This window comes from Clostridium mucosae, assembly GCF_024622765.1.
Classification (GTDB): Bacteria; Bacillota; Clostridia; order Clostridiales; family Clostridiaceae; genus Clostridium.
Window position 1 is genome coordinate 535,713 of the sequence record NZ_JANKAF010000001.1, and the last position, 21,926, is coordinate 557,638.

A 21,926-nucleotide genomic window follows, 5' to 3' on the forward strand; every position below is an offset into this window, starting at 1 on the left:
TAGTAATAGATTCAGTTATGAAACAAATAGATAAACAATTTGGAAAGGGCTCAGTTATTAAACTTGGGTCTAATCCAACAATGGATATAGAAACTATATCAACAGGATGCTTAGCATTAGATATAGCCTTAGGAGTTGGTGGAGTTCCCCGTGGTAGAATAATAGAAGTATATGGACCTGAAAGTTCAGGTAAAACTACTATTGCTCTTCATATAATAGCAGAGGCACAAAAGATAGGTGGCGTGGCGGCATTTATTGATGCTGAACATGCCTTAGATCCATCTTATGCAAAAAACTTAGGAGTAAATATTGATGACTTAATAGTGAGTCAACCAGATACTGGTGAGCAAGCTTTAGAAATAACAGAAGCCCTTGTAAGATCAAATGCTATGGATGTACTTGTAGTTGACTCTGTAGCAGCACTTGTTCCTAGAGCGGAAATAGAGGGAGAAATGGGAGCTTCACATATAGGTCTTCAAGCAAGATTAATGTCACAAGCATTAAGAAAACTTACAGCATCAATAAATAAATCTAAGTGTATTGTAATATTTATAAATCAATTAAGAGAAAAAATTGGAATTATGTTTGGAAATCCTGAAACAACAACAGGTGGACGAGCACTTAAATTCTATGCATCTATAAGATTAGATATAAGAAAAATTGATACTATAAAGGTAGGAGAAAACATTTTAGGAAGCAGAGCAAGAGTAAAAGTAACAAAAAACAAAGTTGCACCACCATTTAAGCAAGCAGAATTTGATATTATGTACAATGAAGGTATCTCAAAAGAAGGAAACCTTTTAGATATAGCTGTTAATGAAGATATAATAAACAAAAGTGGTACATGGTTTTCCTATAATGATATAAGATTAGGACAAGGTAGAGAAAACTCAAAGGCATATTTAAAAGAAAATAAAGATTTAGCCCTTGAAGTAGAAAATGCAATAAGAGAAAAGCACAACTTACCATTAGTAAAGGCTTCCAAAATTAAAGAAGATGAATCTAGAAAAGATAATAAACTTGAACAAGATGATAGAACAAAGAATGATGCTAAAAATGAAGAGAAATTAGAATTAGAAGAAATAATAAAAGTAAAAAACTTATGGTGAATATATAAAATTATTTGTATAATAAGGATAAAAAAGAATTTATTAGAGGTGCTCAATGAAAACTTATAAAACACAAGGTTGTATAATTGGCAGTTTATTAGGTGCTGTAATAGGAGGAATATTTTTATATTTTAATAAAAATATTCTGGCAGGAATAATATTAATAGTAGGACTAGTTGTAGGAAATATTATTGGAAATTTAATAGAGAAAAAAGAAAATGATTAAGTTTTCTTATGATTATTGGAATATTTAGATTTTATGAGAACAGTGATTAAATATACTAGGATTGTAATGGAAGAACCCGACAATTATGAAACACGTGTAATTATAACGCGCTTGCATTAAAGTAAGCGTGTTTTTTATTTGCCAATAAACAAATATTACCAATTTGAAACAATTATTAATCAGTGACCAATTACAAATTTATTAATTAAAAATTTATGATAATCTAAAAATGATAAATAAATTTGAAGGGAGTGAATATATTTATATCTTCTGTAAACGTAATCAACAAAAGTATTAAATTAACTAAATGTAGGCTAGAAATATACTTTTAAGAAACAAATGAAGATTTATTAATTAAAGTCTATTGAAATTTAAAATGTAAATAAGGGAGGATATTAAAATGAGTAGATTTTTAAGAAAATTTAAAAAGTGTATTATTGCTGGCGCATTAGTATTAGCTCAAACAATTTCATTGACATCAATGATGCAGGTATCAGCATTTGCAGCTACTTCTAATAGTGGGTTTCATGTAAATGGTACTAAACTTTATGATGCAAATGGAAATGAATTTATTATGAGAGGAATAAATCATGCCCATGCATGGTACAAAGGACAAGAATCAATAGCTATACCTGCCATAGCAAAAACTGGTGCAAACACTGTAAGAGTTGCTCTTGGTGATGGCGATCAGTGGGGTTATGATAATATAAATACTGTAAAAAATATAATTTCTTTATGTGAACAAAACAAGCTTGTAGCAGTTTTAGAAGTACATGATGCTACAGGTGCTGATGATGTTTCAAAGTTAAACAATGCAGTTAACTATTGGATAGGGATTAAAGATGCATTGATAGGAAAAGAATCTACTGTAATATTAAATATTGCAAATGAGTGGTATGGAACTTGGGATGGTAAGCAATGGGCAGAAGGATATAAACAAGCAATTCCTAAATTAAGAGCTGCTGGAATCAAAAATACTATTATGGTTGATGCTGCAGGTTGGGGACAATATCCTAAATCTATAGCTGATTATGGAAAAGAAGTGTTTAATTCGGATTCTCAAAAAAATACAATGTTTTCAATACACATGTATGAGTATGCTGGTGGAAATGCAAACATAGTTAAATCTAATATAGATAATGTTATAAATCAAAATTTAGCACTAGTTATAGGTGAATTTGGATTAAGACATACAGATGGTGATGTTGACGAAGATACTATTATGAATTATTCCAAGGAAAAATCAGTAGGATATATAGGCTGGTCTTGGTATGGTAATGGTGATCAATGGAAGTACCTTGATATATCTAATGATTGGTCTGGAACATCTTTTAGTGAGTGGGGGAATATATTATTAAATCATAAAAATGGCATAAAAAATACATCAAAGATTTGTTCAGTATATACAGGATCAAATCCTGGAAATGGAGAAGAACCTGGGGGAACTACTAAGTTTACAATAGAAGCAGAAAATGGAAGCAAAAATGGTATTTATAATAGCACTGCACGCTCTGGATACTCAGGAAATGGATACGTAACTGGATTTGATAACAGTAATGATTATATTGAAGTAACTGTTAATGTTCCATCATCAGGTGATTATCACATTAATGTACAATATGCTTCTGAATACGGTGATAAATATACTACACTTTATATAAATAATAACAATCGTGGAGATAAGTTATTAAAACAATCATACAGCTTTACTGATGCTTATCTTGACACAGTATACTTAAATGCTGGTCAAAATAAGATTAAGCTTCAACACAGCTGGGGATATTATGATATTGATGTATTTACAGTTACAAAGAAATAGATTTGTAACCAGAAAATCAATTATTTGAGCAAAATATTTATTAAATTAAAGGGGCGTCGCGTTTCGCGACGTCCTTTTAAGTTGTTGATTTTAGTGTATCCTAAACATTTATAATTAATAATATATTTGTCTATTACCATTTATAGTATCATTAATATTTGTAGTTAAACATTCTATAGCTTTTTTAGTATCCTTTTTTTCTATGTAATCACACAAAATAGATGTATTATTTATTAAGGAATCTATACCATATAATATACAAAAACGTTCCCACAATGATAAAATGGGTACCTTAAATGAATGGAAAATTAATGGTAAAAGAGTATTTCCAGAAAGAAAAGCCAATTCATGTTGGAATTGAAATGCTAAATTAGATGCAGTTTCAACAGAATCAGTTTCTTTCATTTTATTAACATATCCTTTTAATATCTCAATTTCATCTTCTTTAATTATTGGAATACATAGTTCTACTGCTAATGTATCTAATGCTATACGAAGTTCAAGAATAGAACGAATTTCTGCATCTCTTAACCTTCCGCCATTATATTTCATAATAGAAATTAGTGTTTCCATAGTTCCATTTCTACGATAATCAGCTACAAAAGCACCGATCCTTGGTTTTATATTTAAAAATCCTTTCCTAGATAACTCTGAAATTCCAGAGTTAACAACAGCTCTACTTACTTGCATAGACTTAGCAAGTTCTCTTTCCGAAGGAAGCTTTTCACCAATTTGAAGTTTTCCAGATAAAATCATATTTTCTAGTTCTTTAATAAATAAATCTTTTAATGTTGGAGAATTTAATTTTGAAAATTCTATCATAAAATGCACCTCTCTAAGCTGAATCTGGTTCAACCAAATACCGATTATAATTCTATTTCAATATTATTCCAAAATCAATAAAAAGTAAATATCTTAAGATTCTTTCAAACATATATTAGCATTAAAGGAATATATTGACTTTGTATTAATAATCATGTTAAAATTTTATCAAGATTATTAATCTGGTCATACCAGATTAATATGATCTAAAAATTTTTATTAAATAAAGAGTATTTCATAGAATTAATATTAGAAATAAAAAAGGATTTAAGAATACAATTAAAAGTTTAAATTAAATATTCTTTATAATGAAGGAGGATAAGCATATGGAGAATTTTAGAATTCTCGAAATTAAACAAAGTGTTTTTGAAGACAATGACCATCAAGCTAATTTATTGAGAGAAGAACTTAGAAAAAAGAAAATATTTTTACTAAATTTAATGTCATCACCAGGTTCAGGTAAAACATCTACTCTTACAAAAACAATTAATACATTAAAAAATGAAATAAAAATAGGAGTTATGGAAGCAGATATTGATTCAGATGTTGATGCTCATACTATTTCTAAAACTGGAGCAAAAGTTATTCAATTACATACAGGGGGAATGTGTCATCTTGATGCAGATATGACAAAACAAGGCTTAGAAGGTTTAGAAACAGAAGATATTGATTTTGCTATTTTAGAAAATGTAGGTAATCTGGTATGTCCAGCAGAATTTGATACCGGAGCATCAAAAAATGCCATGATTTTAAGTGTTCCCGAAGGAGATGATAAACCACTAAAATATCCTTTAATATTTTCAATTGCTGATGTGTTACTAATTAACAAAATGGATGTTATTAATTATTTTGATTTCAACTTGGAAGTTTGCATTGAACGTGTAAAAAAGTTAAATCCTAATATTGAAATTATTCCTATATCTGCAAGAACAGGTGAAGGTATTGATAAATTTGCAGAGTGGCTTAGAAAAGAAATTAAAGAATGGAATGAAAATTAATATTATTAGACTAGGAGGATAGAAATGGTAAAAGAAAAGGTGTTGGATCTTGCTAATCATATTAGTGGGAAAAAACGTGGGTCAAAAAATGAAATAAGGCCAGAAGATCCGGAATATTTAATTTTAGAGCCTGTTGTTACAGAGGAAATGGCAGAAGTAGCACTTTGTATGAAGATACGTAAAAAAGCTACGGCAGAAGAACTTGCTCCTTTATGTTGTAAATCTGTAGATGAAACAGCAAAATTATTATGGGATTTAGCTGTTGCAGGTATCTGTTTTGTAAATACTATTAACGGGATTGATACCTACTGGTATGACACATGGGTTCCAGGAATTATGGAGATGATGGTTAATAACAAGGAAAACGTTAACAAATATCCTCAAATTGCAGAAGCTTTTGAAGCATATGGAAGAGTAAGAGGACCAAAGACTACAGGTGCTTTCCCAGTAGGCGTAGGTTTAATGCGTGTTATACCTATAGAGCAAGCTATAGATGGAGAAACTAGAAAAGCTTCTTATGAGGAAGTTTCTAAATATCTTAATGAAAACGATATTTTCACAGTATCAGATTGCTCATGTCGTACAGCGAGAAAAGTAATGGGAGAAGGATGTGGTCATTTAGCAGAAGATATGTGTATTCAAATGGGACATGCTGCAGAATATTATATCCGTACAGGTAGAGGAAAACAAATTACTAGAGAAGAAGCTTTTGAAATAATTAAAAGAGCTGAAGAAAATGGTTTAATGCATCAAATACCAAATCTTGATGGTTCAGGAAAGACTCATGCAATTTGTAATTGTTGTGGTTGTTCTTGTCTTTCATTAAGAACTGCTGGAATGTTTAAAAATGTTGATATGGTACGTTCTAATTATGTTTCAAGTGTAAATAAAGAAAAATGTGTTGCATGCGGAGAATGTGTTGTAAATTGTCCAGTTAATGCACTACAATTAGGCCAAAAATTATGCTCAACAAAGCCACTTCCTGTTAAAAAAATTGAGACTCCACGAGATACAGAGTGGGGAGAAGATAAATGGAATCCAGATTATAGAATTAATAGAAAAAATGTTGTAGAAAGTGGAACAAGCCCTTGTAAAACAGAGTGTCCTGCTCATATTGCTATTCAAGGATATATAAAACTAGCTTCTCAAGGAAGATATAAAGAAGCTCTTGAATTAATAAAGCATGAAAATCCATTTCCAGCAGTATGTGGACGTATATGCCCAAGGAAATGTGAATCAGCGTGCACAAGGGGAGATATTGATGATCCAATAGCTATAGATGAAATTAAAAAATTTATTGCAGATCAAGACTTAAATAAAGAAAATCGCTATGTACCTAAAATTAAGCATGACTATAATAAGAAAATAGCTGTAGTAGGAGCAGGGCCTGCTGGTCTTTCTTGTGCATTTTTCTTAGCAGTTGAAGGTTATAAGGTAACAGTATTTGAAAAACAAAAAGTACTTGGTGGTATGTTAACACTTGGTATTCCATCCTTTAGACTAGAAAAAGATGTAGTTAATGCAGAAATTGATATATTAAAAGAATTAGGTGTTGACTTTAAGAATGGAATTGAAGTTGGAAAAGACATAAGTTTAAAAGAATTGAGAAATCAAGGGTATGAAGCTTTCTATATTGCAGTTGGAGCTCAGTCAGGTAGAAAAATAGGTGTTGAAGGAGAAAATACTAATGGAGTAATGACTGGAGTAGATTTCTTACGCAGCGTTAACTTAGGTGAAGATTTAAAACTAAATGGAGATGTAGTTGTTATAGGTGGGGGGAATGTTGCAATAGATGTTGCAAGAACTGCTGAAAGAATAGGATCAGAAAAAGTTGATATATTTTGTCTTGAAACAAGAGATGAAATGCCAGCTCTTAATGAGGAAATTGAAGAAACTTTATCAGAAGGAATCAATATAAATAATTCTTGGGGTCCTAAAGGAATTATTACAAAGGATGGGAAAGTTGTTGGTGTAGAATTTAAAAAATGTATATCAGTATTTGATAAAAATAAGAGATTTAATCCAATTTATGATGAAAACGATATATTATTTGTAAAAGCAGATACAGTATTGCTTTCTGTAGGGCAATCAATTGATTTAGGAAATTTACTTTCAGATAGCAATATAGAGATTAATCCTAATAATACAATTAAGGCAGATTCTTTTACCTATCAAACAGGAGAATTAGATGTATTTGTTGGTGGAGATGCATTTACAGGACCAAGATTCGCTATTGATGCCATTGCAGCAGGTAAAGAAGGAGCTATTTCAATACACCGTTATGTTAATCAAGGTCAAAGTTTAATTATAGGAAGAGATAGAAAAGAATATCGCTCATTAGATAAACAAAATATTGAACTTAAGGGATATAATAATTTTCCAAGACAAAAGGCAAGTCATAGCGATGGAAAAGAATCAAAAGAAACATTTAAGGATTTACGAGGAACTTTTACAGAAGATCAAATAAAGAAAGAAACAGAACGTTGTCTTAGCTGTGGTGCTACTGTTGTAGATGAATTTTTATGTGTAGGCTGTGGAGCATGTGTAACAAGATGTAAGTTTGATGCTATATCACTTGTTAGAAAATATGATGGAGAAGGAGTAGCATATGAAAATTTAAAACCTGTAATTGTTAAGCAAGTTCTTAAACGTAAGGGGAAAATAGCTATTAAAAAAGCTATAAATATATTCAAGTCAAACAAATAATATTATATTTTACTATTTATAAATAGAGGAGAGTCTATATGCATGAAATAGGGGTTTTAATTGAAGTTGTTAAGAGCGTAGAAAAATTTGCAAAAGTCAATAATGTTAAAAAAATAGATACATTAGTTTTGCAAATTGGAGAACTCTCTTCAATGATTCCTAAATATATGAAGAGTTTATATCCTGCTTCAATTGTAGGTACTATATTAGAAGGTTCAGAATTAGAAATTGAAATATTACCAGCTAATGCTTTGTGTAAAAGTTGCAATAATGTATTTAATATAATCTTTGATAAAGGAATATGCCCTAATTGCAAAAGTAAAAACTGTGAAATATTAAGCGGGAAAGAGTTTTATATAAAAGAAATTGTTTGTTATTAAAAATGAATAACTATAATAGGGGGAAAGATTATGTTTAGTTTTAACTATGAAGGAGGAGCATCCTTATTTTCAGTATGGGGTGTTTGGATTGCAGTATTTTTAATTTTATTTATATTAAATGAATTTTCAAGGCGTTCTAAATTTGGGGGTTTTTTATGTTTTGTAGTATTACCAATTGGACTATCTATATTATGGTTTACAGTATTAAAAGATACTACTTATACAGATTGGTTTCATTTGGCTAAGGTGTACTCAGCAGTAGCAGGATGTATTGGGTTTTGGTGCATAAGACATTTACATGGTAAAAGTAAAAGCACAGGGAAAGAGTGGAGATTGGCAGATAATAAGCTAGCATTATGCTTTCCACCGCTAATTCTTGCAATTAATATTTTAGAAGCAGTTACACGTGATATTCAAGTTGGACTTCAATATGCTGGAGGTGGAATTCTTGAAGATGGAAGTATGTATGTCTTAGGTGGTCCTTGGAACTTTATGAATGCAATTGCAGGGATTTTAAATATTATTACAATTACAGGATGGCTTGGTATATGTATTCGTAAAAAAACTAATAAAGATAGAAGTCAGGATATGCTATGGCCCGATATGCTTTGGTTTTGGATAATAGCTTATGATTTATGGAATTTTGCTTATACTTATAATGCTTTACCAGGACATTCATGGTATTGTGGGTTTGCACTATTACTTGCACCAACAGTATGTGCTTTTACTATAGGAAAAGGTGCATGGCTTCAACACCGTGCACAAACATTAGCATTATGGTGTATGTTTGCACAGACATTTCCAGCATTTATTGATAAAGGTAAATTTGCTGTTTCATCTACCTATAATGAAAACTATTTATTTATTTTCAGTTTATTAGCACTTCTTTCTAATATTGGTGTTGCTATATATATGATTTATAAAGCTAAAAAAACAAAGCGTAATCCATATAAGGATGAACTTTATATAGACTTAAAGAAATATACGGAAGTAAACGTACTGGCAGAATAATTCTTAGTTTAATAAGGATATCAAAATAATTGATATCCTTATTAAATCGAAGTTAATTTTATAAAGAGGAGGTTTATTTATGCATATGGCGGATGCACTTGTTAATCCTACTGTGGCTGGATTAATGTATGGATGTTCTGCAATAGCAGCAGGTTATTCAATAAAAAAGATACGAATAGAAAATGAGCCTAAAAAAATCCCTGTAATGGGAGTTATGGGAGCATTTGTATTTGCAACCCAGATGATTAATTTTACAGTTCCAGGAACAGGCTCTTCTGGACATCTTTGTGGAGGTATTTTACTATCTGCCATATTAGGACCATTTGCAGGATTTATTACAATGATTGGGGTTTTAGCTATACAATGCTTAATGTTTGCTGATGGGGGGATACTGGCATTAGGTTGCAATATATGGAATATAGCATTTTATGGATGTTTTATTGGATGTTTATTAATATGGAAGCCTATTATGAAGAACGGAGCTTCCAAAGGTAAAATTATTTTAGCATCAATAATTGGGTCTATACTTACATTACAAATAGGTGCTTTTTCTGTTGCAATTGAAACACTAGAATCAGGAATTAGTGATTTACCATTTTTAACTTTTATTTCAGTTTTGCAACCAATACACTTAGTAATTGGACTTATAGAAGGGCTCATTACTGCAGCTGTTCTATGTTCTATATATGAAGCTAGACCAGAATTACTATGGAGCATAGATAAATCCTTAAATAAAAAAATAGGAAGAATTTCATTTAGAAAAGTGATGGTTATATTCTCATTACTTACAATTTTAATAGCAGGAGGAGTTTCACTTGTAGCTTCTGAGTATCCAGATGGATTAGAATGGTCTATTGAAAAGATTACAAATTCTACTGAAATAGAAGTATCAGGTGAAGTATATGATAGTTTTGAAAAAGTACAAGAAACTACTTCAGTGTTACCTGATTATAATTTTAAAGATTCTGATTTAGCTATAGGTACATCTTTATCAGGAATTATTGGAGGAGTAGTAGTTGCCTTTATCTGTATAAGTGGATGTTATTTATTTAAATTTTTTAGAAAAGAATTCATAAATTGAATAAATTAAATAAAGCACTTTATGAAATCCAAGGTATAGAGGATTTAGCAAATAGAGATTACTTAGTAAATAAGATTCATCCATCAATTAAATTTATTTTAACAGTTACTTATATTTCTTTAGTTGTATCTATTGATAAATATAACCTAGGTGGAGTTATAGGAATGAGTATTTATCCAATATTCCTTTTAATAACTTGTGATATATCGTTAAAAGATAGCTTAAGGAAATTGAAAATAGTATTATCATTTGTATTCCTTATGGGGATATTCAATCCATTTTTTGATAGTAAAATACTAATTAATATAAATTGTATTAGTATTTCTGGAGGAATAATCTCTATGATTACAATGATAATTAAAGGAATCTTAACTATCTTAGCATCTTATCTATTAATTGCTACAACAACTATTGAAAAAATCTGCTATGCAATGGATAAAATTCATATACCAAAGATATTCATAACTGAAATTTTGTTTATTTATCGATATGTGACAGTATTACTTAAGGAAGCAAATAAAATTACAGAATCATATAGCTTACGTGCCCCTAATCAGAAAGGGATAAATTATAAGGTTTGGGGTTCCCTTATAGGACAACTATTACTTAGAAGTATATATAAAGCAGAAAATATATACGAAAGTATGTGTTTACGTGGATATTCTGGTAAGTTTTATTATTCTTATAAAATTAGATATAATGAAAAAGATTATATTTATTTTATTATATGGATAGTTATACTTGGTACTATGAGGTTTTTCCCTATATTACAGATAGTAGGAAATATATTTATTTAGGAGGAAGATATGAGCCATATTCATATAAATGTAGAAAATCTATGTTTTTCTTATGAAAAAGAACAACCAATACTTAAAAATATTACCTTTACTGCAAAGGAAAATGATTCTATAGGTATTATTGGAGCTAATGGGGTTGGAAAATCAACTTTATTGAAATTATTAGTAGGATTAAATTTAATTTATGAAGGTAGCATTAGAGTAGAAAATATTCCAGTAGAGAAGAATACTTTAAGTATAATTAGAGAAAGAATAGGATATGTATTTCAAGATTCTGATAATCAACTATTTATGTCTAATGTATATGAAGATATAGCTTTTGCACCACGTAATTATGGACTTTCAGAAGAGGAAGTTAAAAAGAGAGTAGAAAATGCCTTGAATATGGTTCATATTAATAATCTTAAGAATAAAAAGATACATAAACTTTCTGGTGGTGAAAAAAAACTTGTATCTATAGCAACAATATTTTCTATGACACCAGATATTATTTTAATGGATGAACCCTCTATTGCTTTAGATCCTAAGAATAGAAGAAATTTAATTAATATACTAAATGAATTTCAGCACTTAAAGATTATTGCTTCTCACGATTTAGACATGATTTTAGATACCTGCAATCGTACTATTCTTATGTCAGATGGGAAAATTATTAAAGATGGAAATACAAAAGATATTCTTACTGATAAAAAGCTTTTAGAAGCTAACAATCTAGAGCTTCCATTTTGTTTTCAGGAAAATAATATAAAACATTGACATATGTACATGTAAAGAATAGAAAAATTGTAAAAGGTAAAGATATAGTATAAGTTTCATGGTTTGACAGATTACAAGATATTCAGGAGAAGACTGAAAAAATAATCACCAAATATGTTAATTCAGTAGGATATAAAAATGTGATGTCATCTTTTATGTTCTAGATAAGAGTGAACACTATTAAAATCGTGAACATTTTTAATTATTATATGAATAAGTAGATATTAGAAAAGTCATGTGTAACAAACTTTGCTTGTAATACATGACTTTTTATAATTCTACGTTATACCCTGATGCTCCTTAAGCACACATTGTTTCAAATATACTAAGTATTAAGGCTGTAGCTTACTTTCTTTTAAACATTTTAAAACAAATGAATAGGGATTTTACGTATATCAAAATATTAAGAATTCGTAAATTAAGCATATCAGTATGTGAATTAAAAAGCTCAATACATATTCATATTTATGGTAAAATTAAGAAAAAAACGCGAGGATTTGAAATATTATTTGTATTACTATATGAGGAGGGAAAAAGAGTGGATAAAAATATTGACGAAATCTATGAAAAATATTTTAATAGAGTATTTTTCTATGTAAAAAGAATTCTTAAAGATGTTGGAGCTAATGAAGATATTGAAGATTGTGTAAGCGATGTGTTTTTAGCCTTATGGAAAGATAGTGATAAATATAATATTTCAAGAGGAAGTTATGATACTTATGTAAATGTCAAAACAAGATCTATAGCACTTAATTATAGAAAAAAGCTTATAACAAAGCAAATTAAAGTTGAAGATATTGATTATAACTCTATTCCAGAGAAGGATATTTTAATAACTGAAAATTATGTGATTGATAAGTTTGAAAAGCAAAAAATAATACAAGAAATAAAAAAGTTTAAAGAACCTAATAGAAGTTATTTTTATTTAAGATATTTTATGAACTATGAAATTAAGGATATAGCAAAAATATTTAATACAACTGCAAGTGCAGTGGAAAATAAGCTTTATAGATGCAGATTAAAATTAAAGAAGATATTAAAAAAGGAAGTGATTTAATATGGATGATAAGGATATTTTTAATATCGTAGATAATATTAATGATGATGACCTAGAAATATTAATGAATGATTTATATATTGAAAATATTAATGAGGATTTTGTTGATAATGAGATTAAAGAAAAAATAAGAAAGAAGTTAAATATAAAAATTGAAAATGAAGGTAGAAATAATAAAGAAATTAATAATATAAGGAAAAATAGATGGATAAAAGGAGTAAGTGGAATAGTTGCAGCCATATTAATTTTTAGCCTTATAATAAACTTTTTTCCAAGTGTAGCATATGCATTAGAAAAAGTACCTATTATTAATAAATTAGTACAAATCGTTAAGATGGATAAAGCATATAAGTATGATAAAGGTTTTGAAAACTTAATAGAAAATGGTAAATATCAAGAAATAAATAAAACTGTAAAATACGATAATACTGAATTCACAGTAAATGTAATTGTTGCTGATGATTCTAAGATGTGGATATCATATGATGTAAAAGAAGATCCTAATATATTGTGGAATATAGAGTTTTACAATACTAATAATAAACCATTAAATTGGATAGACAAGGGGAATAGGGATAAAAGGTATGCAGAAATAGATCTAAATGAAAAATTAGAAGATTTTAAAATGGTAATAACACTTTATAAAAATAATGAAATGTTCCATAAAAGAGGAAATGAAATAACAGAGGAAGACTTTCCAAAGTATTTAGAAGAAATGGATAAAGCTAAGATAACAAGTTTAGATTTATTAGTTGAACTAGATAAAAATATTTTTAATGATTCACTAACTAAAGAGTATAAAGTTGAAAAAAATATTAATTCTGATATTGCTAATATAAAAGTAGAAAAAATAGAAGCTTCTCTTTCAAGAACAAAGGTATATTTAAATGTAGAAAATAATAATAACCTTGCAAAAATATCCTTTAAAAATTTAAGACTTATGGATAATGATAATAATATATACTTTGAAGCATCAGATAAGTCAATTTTCGATGAAGTAATATATAATCTAGAAAATGGAAAAAACACCATTGTAGCAGAGTTATATGGCGGTATATCAAATGTTGAAAATATAAAACTAATATGTGATAAAATAAGTTATGTGAAAAATGAAGATAGCTATATAACAGTAGATTTAGTAAATAAATTAGTTGAAGACAATAATTTAGGAATCACATTAAAGAATATAGAAGAAAATACAGTAGTATTAAATGTACCAGAAGGTAATGGTGTTCTTAATGATCATAATATATTATCAGATAATGGAGATATGAAATTTACTAAAGTTATAAGTAAGAATCCAGAAAATGAATATCTATATGAATTGGATAATTTAAATTGTGACAAGTTATATTTTGAAGTGATGAAGGTTAAAGATAATAAAGTGGATGGATTTGATGTTAAATTGTTTGAATAAGAAGAGACTGTAGAACAAAAGAAAAGTAATTAACTAGTTATAAGAACTATGTATATATGTATTAAAAAATATTATGTTATAGTTAAAATATAATATTATTGTAATGGAAAATATATTTAAATATAGTAGTTATCATTTAATTATATACTAATAAATTAAGTTGACAAAAGCCATGTAGAACTAAAAAGATTGGGCATGACTTTTTATTTAGAATATATTAAATCATTTATAAATGGTGGAATCCGTTCTAGTATTTAAAATTTTACAAAAATTCAATATTCACTGTTTATTTATAGCAGCTATTCGTAATTTAATTAAATCAAAGAAACAGTAGTAAATAACATTTTGATTACCGTTGTTTCGGGTATAGAAAGAATAGTTATAGCTTATATATTTGCAATAAAAGTCTATAAAAATGCTATTAGGAATTAAAAATAGACTATTTTCTAAACTAGCATTTTTATTAAATACTACTTCAGAGGAAATAGAGCAAAAGGTAAGAGATATTTAAATTGCTAAAAAAGAAAATCTCCCTAAAAATTTTAGGAAGATTTTCTTTTTTCTAATAGTTTTTAATTTCTCTATTTAATTCTATAGTTTTATGTTTTTCAATTGGTTTAACATTAAAGTTTGATCTATATTCTGTTTCAGCCCAGAAGATATTTTCTGCAACTAAAGCTTCAGGGTTAAGTTCAACACCATCTAAAATGATTTCTTTAAATTTATGATATCCAGCTCTATCTATTAAGTGTCCTCCATGTAAGTATTCTGGTTTATAATCTAATGCCCAAGCAGAGAATTTTTGCCAGTTTGCAAACATTCCTAATACAACATCTTCAGTAACGAAGTTTAAGAAAGTTTTACCCATTCTAGGAGTTTGCTTACCAGTTCTTCCGCCAATAACAACTCTGTAGAATTTTTTAGGACTTCTTGTCCAAGCACTTGCAGGACAAGCTAATACACATTCACCACATCCAACGCAGCAACAAGGATCTTTATCTACAAGACCATTTTTATTTAAGCTTAGAACTCTAGTTGCGTGGTGTTCGCAAGCTTTTACACATGCCCCACATCCAATACATCTTTCAGGGTGATATTCCATTCTTGATTGAGCAATTACACCAAAGTCTTGGAAATGAGCTTTAGCACAATCATTTGGACATCCTGCAACTGATACTTTAATGTGATAATGTGAAGGGAAAATTAATTTTTCTATTTTATTTGCTAATTCTTTAGTGTTAGCATTTCCCTTTATACAATGAGAGTTACCAATACATGCCATAACATTTCTAGCACCTATAGTTGGATATCCATTTTCATCAACAGTCATATCACAATTACATTCATCAATTTCAACTTCTTTTAGGTAATTAGCAATATACTTATTAACAGAAGGAATATTTTCATATTTAATTCCTGGTATGCAAAACATTTGTCTTGTTCCCATGTGGAAAGTACCATTACCATAAGTTTCTGCAATATATTGAACATCACTTAGATATTTAGCATTAATAAGACCACCTGGTACACGTAATTGAAGCATAAATTCTCCAGGAACTTTTGATTGACGATAACAATTTAATCTAACCTTTTTAATATCTATATCATGATTCATAAAAAATATCCTCCTAGTCTAATAATGATTTAGCCTTAGTATAGTTGAATACAGGTCCTTCTAAACAAACATAAGTTTCATCTATTCTACAATGTCCACATTTACCAACTGCACAGGACATTTTTCTTTCGAAGGATACCCAAATCTTTTCTTCAGGAACTCCAAGCTTAAGCATTTCAAGAGCAGTAAAATGCATCATTATTGGTGGTCCAACTATAACAACTTCATAGTTATCATCGAAAGAATTTAAAGGTAGTTTAGATAGATGTTTTGTTACAAGTCCTTGTTCCCAGCCTTCTTTTTCTTCACTATCTAATGTATATATAGTATTAAATTTATCTTTCCATTTATCTAATTCATTTTTAAATAATATTCCATCTGTATTTTTAAATCCAAATACTAGATTTAAGGATTTTACATAATTATCTTCAGAATAAAATTTGTTAATCATACTTCTTACAGGGGCAACTCCTGTACCACCAGCAACTATAATTAAATTTTTATTTTTAAATTTTTCAACTGGCCAACCTTTACCATAAGCTCCTCTTAAAAAGATACTATCTCCAGGTTTTAATTTAAAAATTTCATCTGTTACTTTTCCTACAGCTCTTATTGTAAAATCCATATAGCCTAATCCAAATCCACTAACAGAAATAGGAGCCTCACCAATCTTAGGAAGTGATAGTTGTAAGAATTGTCCATGCTCTGGAACTATATCTGTTGCAACTCTAAAAGTATATTCTAAATTAGTTTCATGAGTAATACTAATAATTTCATATGACTTAGGTGTTAATATATTGTTTCCCATATTATTTTCCCTCCATAATTTCATTTACTGCATTATTTACTTTATTTATTGTAGCTGTAATTGAAATATGTTCTGGACATCTATCAGTACATCTACCGCAACCAACACACATATGTTCATCTCCAAATTGAGCTTTATAATCATGTATTTTGTGAAGAACTTTATATCTCATTTTATCTGCTTTAGTAGTTCTAAATTTATGACCACCAGCCATTTCATCAAAACCATCTACATGACAAGATGCTTGAACTCTTTTTCTTTCACCAATTTTTCCAGCAGGATCATATACAATATCACGAGTAGTGTAGCAAGAGCATGTACTACAAGCCAATGTACAGCTTCCACAACCAATACATCTTTTATTATATTCTTCCCACATTGGGTGATTCTTAAGTTTTATTAATGTTTCCTTATCATTAATTTCAGGAATTGTTACTTTAGCTTCATTTTCTTCAATAAACTTAAGTTCAAATTTTTCTTCAGTTTTACCTTCAAAATATTTAGTAAATTCAGTATCTTTTACATTGAAAAGTAAAGAGGAGCCATTAAATCTTACAGCTAATGAATAATCATCAGTTTTATTACTATTCATTGATACACAGAAACAAGTATCAAAACCTTCAACACATTCAATGCAAACAAATTTAACTCTGTCTCTTATTCTTTTATAGAAAGTATCTTCAAAGTTACCATTATGTAGATAAATCATGTCCTGTCTTCTTTGAGCATTAATATCACAAGGTCTGGCAAAAATTAATATTTTCTTGTTATGACCTACAGAACTTTCTCTAAATTCATTTTCAGTGAAATAATACAGAGTTTGAGTGATAGGAGTTATAACCTCCTTAACTGGATAATCAGATTTTTCTATAAACTCAATTTCTTCTACATTAGAAACTTCACTATATTTAATTATATCTGTATCAGAATATCTACCTTGTTTTTCAAATCTCTTTGGTGCATAAATCTTATATTCTTTCTTTAACTCTTCAAATAAAGCATTTACTTCTTGTAGTGATAGATTATATCCCATAAAATACCTCCAAAATATTGTTTTGTTTTTAACAATCTCTATGCTTAAATTATAGTACTAATTTTTATATAAATAAAATACGAGAATTATATATTAATGATAAGTAAAAACCTATATATAAAAATAAAGAGGCCAAAGCTAATATTATAAAGGCTCTAACGCCTTAGGCTTTTGCTATAATAAATTAAGTTTAATAATTAATTTGGTTATTTCAATCTATAGTATCCTTAATATTTTGTGTTAAATATTAAACATTAAATAGCATTTTTAGTATCTTTCTTCTCTATAAAATTAAATAATTGTATATTATTATTTACCAATGAAGATTATTGCGAAGAAATAAAAAAATAATATCTATATAAAGAAAGTAATTCTATTTAAATCAAGAGCAAAGGGGGTCGCGTTTCGCGAGCCCCTTTTAAGCCATTGATTTTACTGGGATACAGGCTAATTAAATTTGAAATCATACATATTAGTTGCATATTTAGAAGTCTAAAAAATTTTAAAAACTACCAAAGAATCGTTGAATTTTAATCGAATGAAAATTAGAAATTGAAGTGCTGAAAATTTATTTAAGAGCATTAGAAATTATAATAAATAGAAAACTAGTAAAAAAGTTACATAAAATATATAATGGTAATAAAAGAGGTGATACTTTGAAAGAAAATATATTAATAATTGAAGATGATGAAGATATAAGCCAAATATTAAAGTTTTCATTAACTAAAGAGGGGTACACAGTTAAGGTAAATGATAATGGATTAAAAGTAGTAGATGATATACAAAACTTTAGACCAGATTTAATACTTCTGGATATTATGTTAGGTGATATAGATGGATTTTCTATTTGCAAAGAAATTTCAAATTATAAAATACCTATAATTATGCTTACAGCAAGAATTGATATTATAGATAAGATTCTCGGCCTTGAATTAGGTGCTGATGATTATATTACAAAGCCTTTTGATATTAGGGAAGTAATAACAAGGATTAGAGTAGCTTTAAGAAGAAAAAAAGAAGTTGCAAATCAAGAAAAACAAGTTAATACTAAAAAAGATATTTATATCGGCAATATTAATATTTCTGAATACAGTAGAATTGTAAAATGCAATGGCGAAGAAATAAAACTTAAACCAAAAGAATTTGATATTTTATTATTTTTAGTTAAAAACAAAAATAGAGTTTATTCAAGAGATGAGTTATTAAACTTAGTTTGGGGATATGATTTTATTGGAGATACAAGAACTATAGATGTACATATAACAAGATTACGACAAAAGATAAAAAAGGAAGTTAACATAGAAACCATTTTTGGAGTTGGCTATATGTTAAAAGAAAGCAATGCTAACGATAAGGCGTAAATATGGAATAGTACTATCCCTAATTTTTATTGTATTCATAGTTATATCCAATATAATATTAAATAAATTTTTTTATAGAAATTTTAAAGAGTATATTTCAAATGATATGGAGAAAAATTATGAGGTTTCATTTAGCAGTTTAAATGATTACTTAGCCATAAATAATATTGATAAAAGTGAAATGACAGCAAGTGATTTAAATAATAATGTAATTAACTTTATTTTAAACAGAGTTTATTGTCAAGGAGCATTATATGATTTAAATGGTAACTTATTATTAAAAGGAACTATTGATGAAAACGAGTTAGATTTAAATGTATATGGGATAACAGAAGAAACATTGAATATAGTTAAAGATAATAAGGCTATTATAGATATTGAAAGAAGGTCTAATAGTATTATTGGAAAAGTAAGTTACTTAGTATATGGTAAGAATAAACAAGCTATAGGGGTTATGATGTTAGCCAACAACTATGAAAAGGAGTATATAAGAAATCAAAGTATAAATAAGTTAGTTAATTATATTTTCACTGGACTTTTCTTAATTATATTAATTTCTATATATTTTTTATCATCAAAGATAGTTAATCCTTTAATACTTCTTAAAAATAAAGTTTCAGAAGTAGGAAAAGGTAAATATCCTTCAAAAATTAATATTACTTCAAATGATGAAGTGGGAATTTTGGTAGATTCTTTTAATTTAATGAGTGAAAAGTTAAGAAGGAAAGATGAACAAGAAAAAAATATATTTAGAAATATAACTCATGAATTAAAGTCACCAATTACTAGCATTTCAGGATATGCACAAATATTAAGTGAAGATAACTTTCAAGATGAGGAATTTAAAGCTCTCGCTATAAAAAGAATTGTTTTTGAGTGTAAAAGAATGAATGAGTTAGTTGGAACACTTTTAGATATTTCAAAGCAAATAAGTGATTTAGAAGATTACTCCTTTGAAAATGTTGATTTAAAATATATATTAAATGATATAATTCAAGCTAATTTAGTGAATATAAAAGAAAAATCATTAGAAATAATTGATGAAACTAATGATATTAGTATAAAGGGGAATAAACAATATTTATATATATTAGTAAATAACTTAGTAGAAAATGCAATAAAGTATTCAAATGATAATAGTAAAATTGTGATTGAATTAAAAAATCTTAATGAACATACGATTTTTTCAATTTTATCAGAAGGAAAGGTTATTCCAATTGAGAAGAAGGAAAGAATATTTGAGCCCTTTGTTAAAGTTGATGATAGTAGGAAAAACAAAAAAACTTCTCATGGATTAGGCTTATATATTTGCAAAAATATCGCAGAAGCACATAATGCAACAATCGAAGTAGAGATAGATGAAAATAAATCTAAATTCATTGTCAAATTTATAAATTTTAATACTTTGGAAACATCTTAATATTATTCCAATAACAACTAATTATTATACTAAGTATATTAAGTGATTGGAGGGGTTAATATGAAAAAAAAGTATTTAGCATTATTAATTGTTATAGTAACAACAATGATGCCAGTAGGATGTTCAAAGGAAAGTAGTGAAAATGTAGTACTCGGAACAGAAAAAGTTGTTATTGATGATAACACAAAAGACAAGAAAAATGAAGATTTTCAAATTAAAAAGGTGGCAGAAATAGATAATCTAGAACCTGGACCTAATAATTCCATGCTTTACGTAAATGAAAATATTATTCAGCTTATTTATCAATATTCAGGTAATGGTATTGGTGAAGTAAGAATTGGTAAATTAGATAGCGATAATAAAATAAATTGGACTAATAAGAATGCTGATTGTGAAATATATAAAAACTTCATTTATAATGGGCTTTACCCAACTAAAATAAAAAAAGATAACAAAGTATACACTGTTAATAAGGAAGGGGATTTAGAAGAATTAGTTGGATATACTAAATTTATTGAAGAACATGGAAATCTGCTTAATTATCATTATTCCTATAGAAATGGTACTATAGATGAAGTATTCTTTGGAAGTGATCAAGATCCCAATTTAGCTATAATAGATAACCAAAATGAAAAATATTATGTTATTCCAAAAGAATTAAAACGTAATGATAAAGAAGGAGCATTAAGTGAAGTATTAGGGATAGACGGAGATAGAATGTATGTAAGCTATGTGTACGCAGATATAGATAATTCTATAAGTTATGAGGTAAATAAAGGTGATGATGTAGATATAAGTAATGAAGTGAAAATTACTGTTGGATATATTGAAAATAATAAATTCACTAAAATATTATCAGAGGATGATGGTATTAAAATTAATCATGGTGGAGAAATGATTTATGAAAATGGTAGAATATTATTTTCAGGTTTAGCAGAAGGTAAAAATGGAATTTGGAATTATGATATAGATAACAAAAAGCTTACAAAAATTGTTGATGTAGATAGTGGTACATTCTTTGAATTTCATATAAATGAAAATAAAGATAAAGTTGTTATAAGCAGTATGAAAGCAGCTTCAAAAAGTGATGAAAAACAAAATAATACTTTAAGTATTGCAAATATTAATGATAAGTTAGAGCTTACAAACATAACTAATATAGTTACTAATACAGAAGAAAGACATTATAAAGGATTTGCTGGCTGGGCAAATGATGGAGAAACGTTTTATATAAAATCAACTATATATGATGGAAATTATAATGGAACACATAATTTAGAGGTTTATAATATAATAGAATAAAAGTAATTAGATACAAACATCTAGAATACTAAATAGTAAAATTTTCACTTAAATAAAGTTTTATAAAAAATGTGCAAACTAAATAAAATCAAATAAGCTCCTTATTGATAATAATTTATTATATAGATTATTACCAATAAGGAATTTTTCTGTTAAAATATAATATTAATTAATTATTTTAGATAATTTAAATGATATAATATATATT

At 27.8% G+C, this 21,926-nt stretch carries 19 protein-coding genes; 15 read left to right on the forward strand and 4 right to left on the reverse strand.

The window, feature by feature from the left end:
- Positions 1 to 17: 17 nt before the first annotated feature.
- The 3 genes from recA (at position 18) to NSA50_RS02790 (ending at position 3,154) form a co-directional block, all read left to right on the forward strand.
- On the forward strand, positions 18 to 1,109 hold the full coding sequence (recA, locus tag NSA50_RS02780) for a recombinase RecA (protein ID WP_374940960.1): 1,092 nt from the start codon (positions 18 to 20) through the stop codon (positions 1,107 to 1,109).
- Between the two features lie 55 nt (positions 1,110 to 1,164).
- Complete coding sequence (locus NSA50_RS02785; RefSeq protein ID WP_195430255.1) at positions 1,165 to 1,335, forward strand: hypothetical protein; 171 nt, start codon at positions 1,165 to 1,167, stop codon at positions 1,333 to 1,335.
- Between the two features lie 400 nt (positions 1,336 to 1,735).
- Positions 1,736 to 3,154, forward strand: coding sequence for a cellulase family glycosylhydrolase (locus tag NSA50_RS02790; protein WP_257442783.1), 1,419 nt, complete (start codon positions 1,736 to 1,738; stop codon positions 3,152 to 3,154).
- 114 nt (positions 3,155 to 3,268) lie between these two features.
- Here the strand turns inward: NSA50_RS02790 and NSA50_RS02795 are convergent, their stop codons facing one another.
- Positions 3,269 to 3,976, reverse strand: coding sequence for a FadR/GntR family transcriptional regulator (locus tag NSA50_RS02795; protein ID WP_306813893.1), 708 nt, complete (start codon positions 3,974 to 3,976; stop codon positions 3,269 to 3,271).
- Between the two features lie 326 nt (positions 3,977 to 4,302).
- Between NSA50_RS02795 and hypB the strand changes: the two genes are divergently transcribed.
- The 9 genes from hypB (at position 4,303) to NSA50_RS02840 (ending at position 14,179) form a co-directional block, all read left to right on the forward strand.
- A complete protein-coding gene (hypB, locus tag NSA50_RS02800; protein WP_257442786.1) occupies positions 4,303 to 4,974 on the forward strand; it encodes a hydrogenase nickel incorporation protein HypB in 672 nt (223 codons plus the stop codon).
- A 24-nt stretch (positions 4,975 to 4,998) separates the two neighbouring features.
- Positions 4,999 to 7,680 carry an FAD-dependent oxidoreductase gene (locus NSA50_RS02805; RefSeq protein WP_257442788.1) on the forward strand — a complete coding sequence of 894 codons (2,682 nt, stop codon included), beginning with the start codon at positions 4,999 to 5,001 and terminating at the stop codon, positions 7,678 to 7,680.
- 38 nt (positions 7,681 to 7,718) lie between these two features.
- Positions 7,719 to 8,060 carry a hydrogenase maturation nickel metallochaperone HypA/HybF gene (locus NSA50_RS02810; protein WP_195266426.1) on the forward strand — a complete coding sequence of 114 codons (342 nt, stop codon included), beginning with the start codon at positions 7,719 to 7,721 and terminating at the stop codon, positions 8,058 to 8,060.
- Positions 8,061 to 8,090: 30 nt separating this feature from the next.
- Positions 8,091 to 9,071, forward strand: coding sequence for a DUF5692 family protein (locus NSA50_RS02815; RefSeq protein WP_257442789.1), 981 nt, complete (start codon positions 8,091 to 8,093; stop codon positions 9,069 to 9,071).
- A 79-nt stretch (positions 9,072 to 9,150) separates the two neighbouring features.
- Positions 9,151 to 10,152 carry an energy-coupling factor ABC transporter permease gene (locus NSA50_RS02820; RefSeq protein WP_257442790.1) on the forward strand — a complete coding sequence of 334 codons (1,002 nt, stop codon included), beginning with the start codon at positions 9,151 to 9,153 and terminating at the stop codon, positions 10,150 to 10,152.
- Entirely contained in the window at positions 10,149 to 10,949 is an 801-nt protein-coding gene (gene cbiQ / locus NSA50_RS02825; protein WP_257442791.1) for a cobalt ECF transporter T component CbiQ, read from the forward strand. The genes NSA50_RS02820 and cbiQ overlap by 4 nt, the downstream gene beginning before the upstream one ends.
- A gap of 9 nt (positions 10,950 to 10,958) precedes the next feature.
- Positions 10,959 to 11,705: an energy-coupling factor ABC transporter ATP-binding protein gene (locus NSA50_RS02830; RefSeq protein WP_257442792.1), complete on the forward strand. Its 747-nt coding sequence runs from the start codon at positions 10,959 to 10,961 to the stop codon at positions 11,703 to 11,705.
- A gap of 538 nt (positions 11,706 to 12,243) precedes the next feature.
- Positions 12,244 to 12,762, forward strand: coding sequence for a sigma-70 family RNA polymerase sigma factor (locus NSA50_RS02835; RefSeq protein ID WP_257442793.1), 519 nt, complete (start codon positions 12,244 to 12,246; stop codon positions 12,760 to 12,762).
- 1 nt (position 12,763) lies between these two features.
- Positions 12,764 to 14,179, forward strand: a complete 1,416-nt coding sequence (locus NSA50_RS02840) for a DUF4179 domain-containing protein (protein WP_257442795.1) — start codon at positions 12,764 to 12,766, stop codon at positions 14,177 to 14,179.
- 562 nt (positions 14,180 to 14,741) lie between these two features.
- Here NSA50_RS02840 and asrC read toward each other — a convergent pair.
- From asrC to asrA, 3 genes are read right to left on the reverse strand one after another with little or no spacing between them, the layout of a single operon-like run.
- Positions 14,742 to 15,794, reverse strand: coding sequence for a sulfite reductase subunit C (asrC, locus tag NSA50_RS02845; protein WP_195266414.1), 1,053 nt, complete (start codon positions 15,792 to 15,794; stop codon positions 14,742 to 14,744).
- 13 nt (positions 15,795 to 15,807) lie between these two features.
- Complete coding sequence (gene asrB / locus NSA50_RS02850) at positions 15,808 to 16,602, reverse strand: anaerobic sulfite reductase subunit AsrB (protein WP_195430234.1); 795 nt, start codon at positions 16,600 to 16,602, stop codon at positions 15,808 to 15,810.
- A gap of 1 nt (position 16,603) precedes the next feature.
- Positions 16,604 to 17,635, reverse strand: a complete 1,032-nt coding sequence (asrA, locus tag NSA50_RS02855) for an anaerobic sulfite reductase subunit AsrA (protein ID WP_257442796.1) — start codon at positions 17,633 to 17,635, stop codon at positions 16,604 to 16,606.
- Positions 17,636 to 18,291: 656 nt separating this feature from the next.
- On the opposite strand from asrA, the gene NSA50_RS02860 reads away from it, so the two are divergent.
- From NSA50_RS02860 to NSA50_RS02870, 3 genes are all read left to right on the forward strand, one after another.
- Positions 18,292 to 18,996: a response regulator transcription factor gene (locus NSA50_RS02860; protein ID WP_257442798.1), complete on the forward strand. Its 705-nt coding sequence runs from the start codon at positions 18,292 to 18,294 to the stop codon at positions 18,994 to 18,996.
- 106 nt (positions 18,997 to 19,102) lie between these two features.
- Positions 19,103 to 20,416: a sensor histidine kinase gene (locus NSA50_RS02865; protein WP_257442800.1), complete on the forward strand. Its 1,314-nt coding sequence runs from the start codon at positions 19,103 to 19,105 to the stop codon at positions 20,414 to 20,416.
- Between the two features lie 60 nt (positions 20,417 to 20,476).
- On the forward strand, positions 20,477 to 21,718 hold the full coding sequence (locus tag NSA50_RS02870; RefSeq protein ID WP_257442802.1) for a hypothetical protein: 1,242 nt from the start codon (positions 20,477 to 20,479) through the stop codon (positions 21,716 to 21,718).
- Positions 21,719 to 21,926 lie beyond the last annotated feature (208 nt).